Raw genomic sequence first — 10883 nt, 5'->3', positions numbered from 1 at the left:
TCATGTCGGTTACAGGTAAAATTTTTTCTTTCATAAAAGATTATTTAGAGCCGATCCCTAAGTTTGACGGAGAGAATGCCGGGTTTAGGGAAGCTATTTATCTCTACTCCAAAAAACGTTCCGAAAAAAATCTGGAGAAACTTTCAGCGGAACTAACCAAAGCGTATTTTTTGATCCCTCATGCTGGGGCAGAGCAACTCCCTAAAAAAGCAAAGCCTAAGAAAAAAGTGGCGGCTAAAAAAAAGAAGAAGGCCACTCCTAAAAAAGGGCCTGAGCCGATCGTATTATTATATGTAAGCGACGAACGTGGAAGAGTATTTCTTCCTGCCTTCTCCCATCCCTCCGAATCGATCCGATACTTCGGAAAGGAAACAGCACTTGTTCCGATCACCGCAAGAGAGTTATGGGCTTTAGGACTACAGAATAAGGGAGTATCCGGAGTGGCGATAGATCCAGGTTCCACGTTATGGATCCTTTCTAGAGAACATTTGGAACTCCTACAAAAAGAGAAATAAGAGATTTTTTTGAAATTGGATCTGTTTTAGGCCAAACAAATCTACCTTTTGAATTGAAACCGCGCATTTCAGTTTTTATGAATTCGAGCTGGATTCTCTAATGGTATTTCGAATGATTGTCTGAAAAAGATCATTTTTCCGGACTTTCTGATGCGTTCCGCATTTCGAATATATACATATTTTTCCCTGCTTTTATTTTTCACGATTTTTAAGAATTGTGTCTTGGTTTCCAGGATGGAGTTTTCGGGGCCTTCTTCTTTGAATGAAGGGCAAACATTAAAACATTATAAAAAAGCTTCTTTGAAAGTTATCTATATTCCCGAAAAAGACGACACCGTCTATAATTTGGAAGAGGAAGAACAAAAAGAAAGAGAAGAAACCTGGACTGGTACTCTTCTTTCAGCGTACGAAGATTCCGGATTATTTAGAGAAGTTACTTCCACTCCTGATGGCGATCTGAAGATCCAGATCAAGATCGTGGAATCCCAAGCGGAATATAGAGGTATTGAATACGTATTTTCCAAAGGTTGGGGATTTAGGCCATATAGAGAAGAGGGCGCTTTCTCGATGAGTACAGACTTCTACGATTCGAAAGGAAACCTACTAGGGTCCGTGGATTTGACTGAAAAATATGATTTCTACTATCAGGTTTTCTTTATATTCTTAGCCCCATTCTATTCTCCCGGAAATGAATACGAAAAATTGGGTAGATATATGGGTTTAAAAACCTTGGATCTGGCTTTATCCAAACAGATCTTCACTCCTAAAAAATGATCCTATATAAATTGTCGGAAGTAATTCACCCAAATCCCGAATAGTATAAAATTACTGGAGGCGAATGCTAGTAATCTATGTATTACGTTATTATATGTAAGATGGATCATACTATGTATAATTCTCAGAAAAACGTAGATCCAAGCGAGTTGGAAGTTCAGAGAATCTTCCTTATTCGTTAAAAAATGGATCAGACAAATCAGATAAAAAAGTAAAGGGATCTCCAACAGATTCATGTAATTCCGATTTGCAATGGAAACCCAACTTGGAACGTTTTTTGATTCTCCAAATTTAAAATCTTCCGCAAATACCTTACCGGTGAAAGCGGCATAAAAACGGCGGATCGGAATTTGAAGAAGAACGAAAAAAGTCAGTAGCGCCAAAGCAGCGATCGGAAGAAGCCAATACTCTCTAAACATCGTATGCCCTTAATAGTCTAAGTGAATTTTATATGAATCCGTTTTGATCCTCTTCTGCAAGCAAAAGACACGAATTTTCCTTAGAAGTTGCAGGTCTAAGTTTCTATTTTCATTGACTCGAAAAACTTTTTGACTAAGCTGTAGGCCCTTTATCTCGTCTTATACTTCAAAATGTCCGAAACTTTGGAAAAGTTAATCTATGAATGGATTCAAGCCGACTGGGAAGGCTTTCAATTCATTCAAAATTCTGGTTTAGATGGTCTTTGGGCCTTGGATATAGAAGACCCGAAACGATTCTGGATAAATCCTAAACTTAGATCCGTTCTCGGAATTTCGGAATTCGAGTGTAAAGAAATTCAACCTCGAAATATCATCTTAGACGAAGACTACCTATTATTAGAAAATTTCATCTCGAATAAGACCGGATCTGAGATCTTATCTGTTCGATATAAAACTTCCCAAGGAAGCCAGATCTTTTCGGATACTAAACTTCATTTCCTCCAAAATTTTCAAGGCAAACAAATTTGTATCGGAGGGGTTCGAATCTTAAACGAGTCCGAGATCCGTTTAAAACATAAAGATCTCGATTTTCTATTTTTGATCGATACATTGCCTTATCTGATCGGATATTGGGATTCTAATCTGATCAATCGTTTGGCGAATAAGGCTTACTTAAAGTGGTTCGGGATAGAACCTGAAAAAGTAGTGGGCCAACATATGCGCACAATTTTAGGAGAAGAACTTTTTAATTTAAATCTTCCTTGTATCGAAGGAGTTTTAAGAGGAGAGCCTCAGTCATTCGAAAGAAAAGTCCCTTCTCCAGATGGAAGATTTTTCAGACATTCTTTAGCAATTTATATACCTGATATAAAAGACGGGAAAGTAGTCGGATTTTCCGTAACTGTAAATGATATCTCTGAAATACGAAGTGCTGAAAAAGAATTAGTTCGTACCAAAGAATTTTTAGAGCAAACGAATAAAGTCGCAAAAGTCGGCGGCTGGGATTTTAATTTGGAAACGGGGCAGATGTATCTCTCCGATATTGCCAAAGAAATTTTCGAGACCAATTCCGAAAATGTTCCGGATCTAGCGTCTATGCTAGTCTTATTTTCGGAAGGGGATTGTAGGACAAAAATTACAGAGGCCGCGAAGAAAGGTACAGAGGACGGGGCTTCTTGGGATCTGGAATTACAGATCAAGACGGAAGGTCATGGCCTAAAATGGGTACGTATCATTGGTCATTCCGAATTTACCGAAAAAAGATCTAAAAGACTTTTCGGGATCATCCAAGATATCAACGAACGAAAAATAGTAGAAATGTCTAATGTACGTTTGGCTCGGATCGTAGAATCCTCAGACGACGCGATCATCGGAAAAGATCTGCAAGGAAGGATCATTTCCTGGAATCAGGGAGCCGAGAAAATTTTCGGCTATAACGCAGGAGAAATATTAGGCTCTAAAATAAATGTTCTGTTCCCTGAAGAATCAAAAACTTCAGAAGAACAAGTGGATCTTAGGATGAGATCGGAAAAAGAGACCGTACGTTTCGAGTCGGTTCGTAAGGCAAAAGACGGTCACTCTATCGAAATGTCTATTACACTTTCCCCGATGTACGATTCCAGAGGAAAGATAAACGGTTCATCCGAAATTGCAAGAGATATCGGCGAAAGAAAAAGGATGCAAAGTTCTTTTCAGAGCGCTTTCGAATATTCTGCGATCGGGATGTCCATTTTGGATCCGGAAGGTAAATGGATACAAGTTAACGAAAATCTCATTAAGTTGTTGGGGTATGAGTGGAGAGAATTATCTAAATTAACTTTTCGTGATATTACTCATCCGGACGATTTGGACAAAGATTTACGCCTTCTTTCCGAAACATTAGAAGGAAAAAGATCCGGGTATCATTTGGAGAAACGTTATATTAAGAAAAACGGAGAGATCGTTTGGATCTTATTGTCCGTGGCCCTGGTTCGAGATGCGGATGGAAAGCCGGATCATTTTATTGCTCAGATAATGGATATCGACGAGATCAAAAGGACCGAAGAAGAATTAACACACGCTAAGGAATTATTAGAGCAAACTAGTAAATTGGTAAGGATTGGGGCTTGGGATCTGGATCTTAAAAGGAATATAGGAACTTGGTCTTCCGTAACTAAGGAAATGCATGAGGTCCCGGCCGATTTTGAACCGAATATCCCCGAAGGACTCAAGTTCATAAAAGAAGGAGAGAGCAGAGAGAAAGTTGCAGCCGCAGTAGATAGATTGATTAAGGAAGGAGTTCCTTATGATCTAGAAATGCAATTGGTAACCGCAAAAGGGAACGAGCTTTGGGTAAGGACTGTAGGAAGCGCTGAATTTGAGAATGGGGAATGTATCAGGATCTTCGGAGCCTTGTTCGATATTGATAAAAATAAAAGGGCTGAGCTGGAATTATTTAAGGAGAAGTCCAGACTTTCGGCTTTCGTAGAACATGCACCTGCAGCGGTGGCGATGTTTGATACGAATATATGTTATGTTGCGGTCAGTGAAAGATGGATGAATGAATATCATCTGATTGGAAAAAATATCATTGGCCTATCTCATTATGAAGTTTTTCCGAATGTTTCCGACGAATGGAAGGCGATCCATCAGAAATGCCTCTCCGGCGAAGTCTTAAAGAACGACGAAGATGTTTGGAGACCGGAAGGTTGGGATCATGATCAATATCTTCGTTGGGAAGTACGTCCTTGGTATCAATTGGACGGTTCTATCGGCGGGATCATGATGTTCACTCAGGATATAACCGAAAGTTGCCTCCAACGAGAGGAATTGCGAAATGCGATATCGGTTGCCGAGCAAGCGAATAGGGCGAAGTCGGATTTTCTTGCAAATATGAGCCATGAGATCAGGACTCCTTTGAATGGGATCATAGGATTCTCGGATCTATTACTTAGAACGTCGATGGATTCGACGCAACACCAATATATGATGACGATTTTCCAATCGGCTGAGTCATTGTTGGATATTATAAATGATATATTAGATTTTTCTAAGATAGAAGCGGGAAAGCTGGAGCTTTCCTATGAAAGAACGAACCTTCTGGAACTCTGCGGCCAGATCATAAGTACAATAAAATTCCAGGCGCGGAAAAAAGGTTTAGAAGTTTTAGTGAATATGGCCTGGGATGTTCCTAGATTCGTTAAGTCGGACATAGTAAGACTAAGACAGGTCATCGTAAATCTTTTCAGTAATTCAGTTAAGTTTACAGAAGCGGGTGAAATAGAACTTAAGATAGAAATTTTACGGAAAATTTCAGAGAATGAAGCTGAGTTTAGGTTCTCGGTAAGGGATACGGGGATCGGGATCCGTCCCGAAGACAGGGAGAAAATTTTCGACGCGTTTACACAGGGCGACGTGTCCACTACGCGCAAGTTCGGAGGAACCGGGCTTGGACTTGCGATCTCAAATAAACTTCTTTCTATGATGGGTAGTAAACTTCAGCTGGAAAGTGATTTTGGAAAAGGAAGTAAATTCTATTTCGATCTTAAATTGAACATATTAGAAACTGTGGGAGAAGATTGGATACGTCTTCGTTCTATTAAAAAGATACTCGTAGCGGATAAGAATCAAGAAAACATTAAGTTGATCGGCGATATGTTGTCCTTACAAAATATTCCAGCGGATTTTTCCGCAAATGAGGAGGATATGCTTCGTTCCTTGTCAGAAGGAAAAAGATATGATGTGATCTTAATGGACTCCGATATGCCGGAAGGCGACGGTTTAGAGTTAGTTCGTAAAGTACGTGAGGACTTAAAGATCAGAAGCGAAGACCAGCCGATTATCATATTCGCTAAACCGGAAGTAAGGAATCCGGATTTTACCGAAAAGACCAGGAGATTGGGAATCCAGGAGGTGATCCCAAAGCCGATCCATGTGCAAAGGTTATTCGATATATTGGCAAAAAATCAGATTTTTAGAGAACCCTTTGTGTTCCCTTTGAATTCAAGAACTCAAGAAGGAGCTCCTACAATCCAGAAAACAGCGACCATATTAATCGCGGAAGATAATTCTGTGAATATGATGCTTGCAACGAGTATTGTAAAACGTATACTACCCGCCGCAAAATGTATAGAGGCTCAAAATGGAAAGGAAGCAGTAGAAAAATTTAAAGAAACTTCTCCCGATCTGATCTTTATGGATATTCAAATGCCTGAAATGAACGGTTATGAAGCCACTAGAATGATCCGAAGTATGGAGAAAAATGGCCAGAGAGTTCCGATTATTGCTGTGACGGCAGGGATTGTATCCGGAGAAAGAGAAAGATGTATCGAGGCAGGTATGGACGATTATATTAGTAAACCGGCAGTGAAAGCAGACTTCGCGAAAATTATTTTTCGTTGGATGAGTTAGTTTTTTTGCCAAGACTTATACTTGCAATTTTTTTCATATAGTCATTGATTGCCATGTTATGCCTAAAGCTTTAAAAATTTTCCTGATTGTTTTTGTGTCCCTTGCATTGCTTGGAGGAGGATGTTTTTACGCTGTAAGTCGTTTTGTTGACGAGATCGGACCGGATTTAGCCCAAAAAGGTAAGAAAGCTAAAGAAGAGGGCGAAATTTGGGGTAAGGCACATACTCAGCAACAGTCTCTTATTGAAGGTATACGCAGAGCTAATACATGTAGTTCGGAGTTGGATATCCTATGTTTGGTAGAGCAGAAGATATTTTTAAAAGTAAGTTTAGAATATTCTAAACCTAGCCCGAAATTCTGCGATGGGGTCCCGAAAATAACGGAGATTTGGGAAACTACTACTTGGAGATCAAAACGTTGTTCAGAATTGGCTCCTGATCATTTACAGATTTGTAATAATATAATAGAGGCGGTCCAAGCAGATTGTGAGGAGCGGTCTGCAAAATCGGCTAAATAAAAAAGATGGATAAAAAGAAGAAAGACATACTAATCAATCTCGGCTTAGTTCTTTTATTCTTAGCCGTTTGTATTTTTTCCGAATTTCTAATTCCTAGTTCTCATAAGAAGGATTGGGATTTTCGAACTGGTAGGATATTCGGAAGGCTATTTTCTGCTGCTTTACTTTCTTCTCTTTTTCTTTTGATCCGTGATCTAAGAAAATTCAGGATCTTCCTTTATATTTCCTTAGGATTTGCGACTGCCAGTATAATAGGAAATCTGTTTGTTCGGTCTTATACGTATTGGGGAAAGATAGACGTTTCCTTTCCGGGAATTTATGTAGAGTTAGAGGAAAACAGGAATTCTGAACTTGGAGAATTCGATATATTTTCCAAGGTTCTTGAAGTGAATGATATCAGTCTAGTCTTACATGAGATAACATTCTTTAAAAAACATACAAAGATCTATTTGGAAGATTTGGTGGAGATGGAAAAACGTAAAACGTTATCCGATCCTGGGACCGAATTGGTATCTCAAATTGAAAAGAACGATATATTCGGGCCCGAATCGATAGAGCTGGTGTTAAAATTAGAGCCGGATCGTTATGTTAAATCTAGATATTATATTCAGTCGGAAAAAATATATCAGGTATCCGTTTATGCTCCTCTTTCCGAGCTGGAGGGAAAAATATCACGACAGTTTTTTGATTCGATCCATATTAAAAGAAAGTTCTTCATCTTTTAAAAGTTCGGATTAACGGATCATTTTCCAATAGGTCCAGGATCTTAGCGCCCATTCCATCGGACCTAAGGTAAAAAACCTCTTCCAAATCAAGGCTACAATACTAAAGAAGATCCAAATAAAAGGAGTCAAAAGTAAAACTAGATAACTTCCAAGTTGGTCAAAATATCCTAATCCCCATCCGCAAAAAATCCAAGTGCAAACGAATGATTCCCCTATATAGATGCTTAAGGATAATTTCCCCATAGACTCGAACCATGGTTTATCCCCAAAACTTCTTTCCGAAAAGAAATAATTTCCTAATAGATAAACATAACAAAATGTGAGAGCGGGAGCACTTGCGGTGTCTGTAATCGCAAATACAAACTTCCAAATGATCTGTATGTTTTCAGGAAGAATATGACGGGAATGTAATGTGTACAGACCATTTCCTAAGATGCCGATTATCAGCATCCATGGAAAAAATTTCCGAAGTCCAGACCTTGTTTTTTCCCAGTCCGAAAAAATAGAACCTTTTGCGGCTGCAAATCCGAAGCAAAACATAGAAAGAACATTCGGCCATTGATAAAAAACCAAGAATGGAATAGAGAGGATCGTGTCTATAGTCCTTTGTTTTGTGTTTTCCCAAAAGCCGCCTAAATATGCCTTTCTACTCTCTTCCAATAGTTGCGGAAGTCTGGATTCTAATTCGGATTTAAAATACCCTTCGGCGAGGCTCATTCCGATCCTGCAAATTATAGCAAGAACCAGAAAATAAAGGGATAATCTTAAAAGTTGGGGAATGGATCGATTTCGTAAGAACCAAAGAAGGACTCCTAAGATCGCGTAAGATAAAAGAATATCTCCTATAAACAGGAATATTCCATGCAAAATACCTAATATACCTAGTCCTAAGATCCGTCTAAAATATCTTGCTTTTGTAGAGTTTTTGGGGCCATTTGTTAGCTGAATATAAAATCCGTAGCCAAAGAGAAAGGAGAATAAGACATAGAATTTTGACTCGAAAAAGAATGCGACGATCCAACTACCGATACAGTCAAATAGGGTCTTATTTTCTCCCAAAGAAGCTATCAAATACATCGGTTTTGAAAAAAAAGGGAGATTGACTGCCAAAATCCCGAATAATGCAAATCCTCTTAGAAAATCGATAAATCCTATTCTATTCGAATTCATAAAATTAATGTTTAGGCTTCCAGTTCCAAGTAAATGCCAGGAACACGATTGCTAAGATCGCGGAAATAAATATCAAGAAAATTGAATATTCCCATTTAAACCAAGGATAGGAACTCATCCAACCTAATCCTTTGGAAAGCGCAGTCCTTCCCAAGTAACCGAAAAGACCGATAAAACCTGCTGCGGTCCCAACCGCTTTTTTAGAAGTGAAATCCAATCCTGCCACTCCGAGTAACATGACCGGCGGATATATAAAAAATCCTACGATACCAAAAAGTGTCAGGTCGGCCCATAAGTATCCTGATGGAAGCATGAGTATTCCGAATAATGCAAATAAGATGGGGACTATACAGACAAGGCTTACTAAACCTCTTTTTCCTCCTACTTTGTCGGAATACCAACCTACAAGTAAAGTGGAACCTATTCCTGCGAATTCATAGATCAGAGTGCTGATCCCGCCTTTTTCTAAACTCGCACCTTTCGCGAATTTTAAGTAAGAAGGGCCCCAATCCGTCAGGCTATAACGAACAATATATACGAAGAAGTTGGCTAAAGCAAAGACCCAGATATATTTATTTAAAAGTACGGAATCTACGAAAATTTCCTTAAAACTAAGTTCTCTTTCCGGATCGGTTGTATCTTTAGTTTCTGCTACAGTGTCTGTATATTCTTCAATCGAAGGAAGTCCTACAGATTGAGGAGTATCCAATAATCTAAAATACAAATAGATCGCGGTTATAAATGAAAGTGCCGCCGGAATGTAAAAAGCATTTCTCCAACCGAACCAAGACGCGCTATAAGCGGCGATCACACCTACAAGACCGCCACCAACATTATGAGCGATATTCCAAACTGCGAATTTTTCTCCTCTTTCTTTAACGGAAAACCAATGACCTAAGGATCTACCGCAAGGAGGCCATCCCATTCCCTGGACTAATCCATTGAGTCCCCATAAAAGCAAATGGGTTTCGTAATCCGAACTGGCTCCGAAAAGTATATTAAAAATTCCTGTTAGAACTAGACCTAATGGCATAAAGGTTTTCGGATTACTTTTATCGGAAAGGGCCCCCATCAGGAATTTTCCGATCCCATATGAGATCGCTGTGATCGCCAGAATATTTCCGATCTGTTCTTGAGAATAAGATAAGGCTTGTCCTATTTCTTTGGAAACGACAGGGAAATTGTTCCTTACAGTATAAAAAACGGAATATCCTAGAAAGGTAGCTTCTAAAATTCTCAATCTATACTTAGGGTATAAGACGGCGATCTCAGATTCGGAACGTAAAGGTTTTGCTGGACTAGGTAAAATCCAGGAAAGAAGGCGAGTTCTCATTTCGATCGGGAAGAATGATCTGCCTTTGCATAAGCACAAGAAGAATTTGTTTAAAAATGCCTAAATCCTGATTCTTTTGGAAGATAGGGTTTTCCTTCATATGAGTACCGGACATGTGGAGTTTCTCCATTTTCTAAACGACTTACAGTACCTATCTGTCGAATTGAGATCCCATCCCAGCTTGTAGGAAGTTCTTCCGGAGATAAAAATAAAAGTTCCAATTCCTCTCCCGAAGTTAATATACCTTCTATTCCTATAGATTCTTTTATCCCGTTCTCGTAAGGAAGTTTATCTAGATCCAATTCGATAAGTACTCCGGAAGATTTTGCAAGTTTAAACACGTCCTGTTTGAGCCCATCGGTGAGATCCATACCTGCATGTATTCTGTTTTTTGAATATAGGGAACGGCTTAAATTCAGCCTGGATTTTGGGCGTAGATGCCTATCTAACGCTATCTTTTTAATTTCCGGAGAAAGGGAAATATGTGCTCCTTCTAAAATTTTGTAACCTAAAAGAGAAGAGCCTATATGTCCGCTTAAATAGACCTTATCACCCGGCTTACCTCCTTTTCTATCGATCGGAGCTCCCGATTTTCCTAAAAGAGTTAAAGTAAGGTTTAACTCTTGGCTTCTATATGTATCTCCTCCACAAAGTTCTATTTGATAAACTTCCAAGGATTTTTTAAAAGAGTCGATAAACGGTTCTAAAAATTCCTTTCGATTGCAAGAAGGAGAAAGACCGAAATTGAAAAATGCTTTTCCAGGGATACCGTTGGCTGCGGCGATATCCGATACGTTAACTTCTACTAATTTATTCGCCAAATCCTGGGGGAGGCTCCAATCCAATCTGAAATGAGTCCCTTCTACGATCGTATCGGTAGTGATCAGATTACCGTCAGAATCCGAATAACAATCGTTTTCCTGTTCCCGGCCGGGTGGATAAAGAGAGGAGATAAGTTCTTCTTCGTTCACGAGTTCCCCAATAGATTAGAGTCTGGTAGAGTGCTTTAAAAGTAACGAAATTTTTCCGTACAGATTTGCC

At 39.2% G+C, this 10883-nt stretch carries 9 protein-coding genes; 5 read left to right on the top strand and 4 right to left on the bottom strand.

The annotated features are described in order from the left end of the window. Positions 1-2: 2 nt before the first annotated feature. Together EHQ64_RS10540 and EHQ64_RS10535 are read left to right on the top strand one after the other, a co-directional pair. Entirely contained in the window at positions 3-515 is a 513-nt protein-coding gene (locus EHQ64_RS10540) for an SseB family protein (protein WP_135649452.1), read from the top strand. Positions 516-665: 150 nt separating this feature from the next. After that, complete coding sequence (locus tag EHQ64_RS10535; RefSeq protein ID WP_135649451.1) at positions 666-1289, top strand: hypothetical protein; 624 nt, start codon at positions 666-668, stop codon at positions 1287-1289. A 2-nt stretch (positions 1290-1291) separates the two neighbouring features. Here the strand turns inward: EHQ64_RS10535 and EHQ64_RS10530 are convergent, their stop codons facing one another. After that, complete coding sequence (locus tag EHQ64_RS10530; RefSeq protein ID WP_135649450.1) at positions 1292-1708, bottom strand: MAPEG family protein; 417 nt, start codon at positions 1706-1708, stop codon at positions 1292-1294. A gap of 183 nt (positions 1709-1891) precedes the next feature. Here EHQ64_RS10530 and EHQ64_RS10525 point away from each other — a divergent pair, with 183 nt between their 5' ends. Genes EHQ64_RS10525 through EHQ64_RS10515 form a run of 3 tightly spaced genes read left to right on the top strand, consistent with a single transcriptional unit; the run spans position 1892 to position 7339 of the window. Beyond that, a complete protein-coding gene (locus EHQ64_RS10525) occupies positions 1892-6097 on the top strand; it encodes a PAS domain S-box protein (protein WP_167882385.1) in 4206 nt (1401 codons plus the stop codon). A gap of 58 nt (positions 6098-6155) precedes the next feature. Then, positions 6156-6614 carry a hypothetical protein gene (locus EHQ64_RS10520; RefSeq protein WP_167882384.1) on the top strand — a complete coding sequence of 153 codons (459 nt, stop codon included), beginning with the start codon at positions 6156-6158 and terminating at the stop codon, positions 6612-6614. A gap of 5 nt (positions 6615-6619) precedes the next feature. After that, positions 6620-7339, top strand: a complete 720-nt coding sequence (locus EHQ64_RS10515) for a hypothetical protein (RefSeq protein ID WP_135649447.1) — start codon at positions 6620-6622, stop codon at positions 7337-7339. 9 nt (positions 7340-7348) lie between these two features. On the opposite strand, the gene EHQ64_RS10510 is transcribed toward EHQ64_RS10515, so the two are convergent. From EHQ64_RS10510 to thiL, 3 genes are read right to left on the bottom strand one after another with little or no spacing between them, the layout of a single operon-like run. Continuing rightward, complete coding sequence (locus tag EHQ64_RS10510; protein WP_135649446.1) at positions 7349-8509, bottom strand: DUF418 domain-containing protein; 1161 nt, start codon at positions 8507-8509, stop codon at positions 7349-7351. Positions 8510-8513: 4 nt separating this feature from the next. Then, positions 8514-9842 (bottom strand): MFS transporter, encoded by a 1329-nt coding sequence (locus tag EHQ64_RS10505; protein WP_135649445.1) that lies wholly within the window; start codon positions 9840-9842, stop codon positions 8514-8516. 50 nt (positions 9843-9892) lie between these two features. Then, positions 9893-10813, bottom strand: coding sequence for a thiamine-phosphate kinase (gene thiL / locus EHQ64_RS10500; RefSeq protein ID WP_135649444.1), 921 nt, complete (start codon positions 10811-10813; stop codon positions 9893-9895). Positions 10814-10883: the final 70 nt, after the last annotated feature.

Source organism: Leptospira sarikeiensis (genome assembly GCF_004769615.1).
GTDB classification, from domain to species: domain Bacteria; phylum Spirochaetota; class Leptospiria; order Leptospirales; family Leptospiraceae; genus Leptospira_B; species Leptospira_B sarikeiensis.
This window is presented reverse-complemented; position numbering and strand designations above follow the sequence as displayed.

Excerpts from the sequence above, each read along its gene's own strand:
- EHQ64_RS10535 (WP_135649451.1), top strand. The coding sequence starts at position 666 with ATGCGTTCCGCATTTCGAATATATACATATTTTTCCCTGCTTTTATTT.
- EHQ64_RS10505 (WP_135649445.1), bottom strand. The coding sequence starts at position 9,842 with ATGAGAACTCGCCTTCTTTCCTGGATTTTACCTAGTCCAGCAAAACCT.
- EHQ64_RS10530 (WP_135649450.1), bottom strand. The coding sequence starts at position 1,708 with ATGTTTAGAGAGTATTGGCTTCTTCCGATCGCTGCTTTGGCGCTACTG.
- EHQ64_RS10540 (WP_135649452.1), top strand. The coding sequence starts at position 3 with ATGTCGGTTACAGGTAAAATTTTTTCTTTCATAAAAGATTATTTAGAG.
- EHQ64_RS10510 (WP_135649446.1), bottom strand. The coding sequence starts at position 8,509 with ATGAATTCGAATAGAATAGGATTTATCGATTTTCTAAGAGGATTTGCA.
- EHQ64_RS10520 (WP_167882384.1), top strand. The coding sequence starts at position 6,156 with ATGCCTAAAGCTTTAAAAATTTTCCTGATTGTTTTTGTGTCCCTTGCA.
- EHQ64_RS10515 (WP_135649447.1), top strand. The coding sequence starts at position 6,620 with ATGGATAAAAAGAAGAAAGACATACTAATCAATCTCGGCTTAGTTCTT.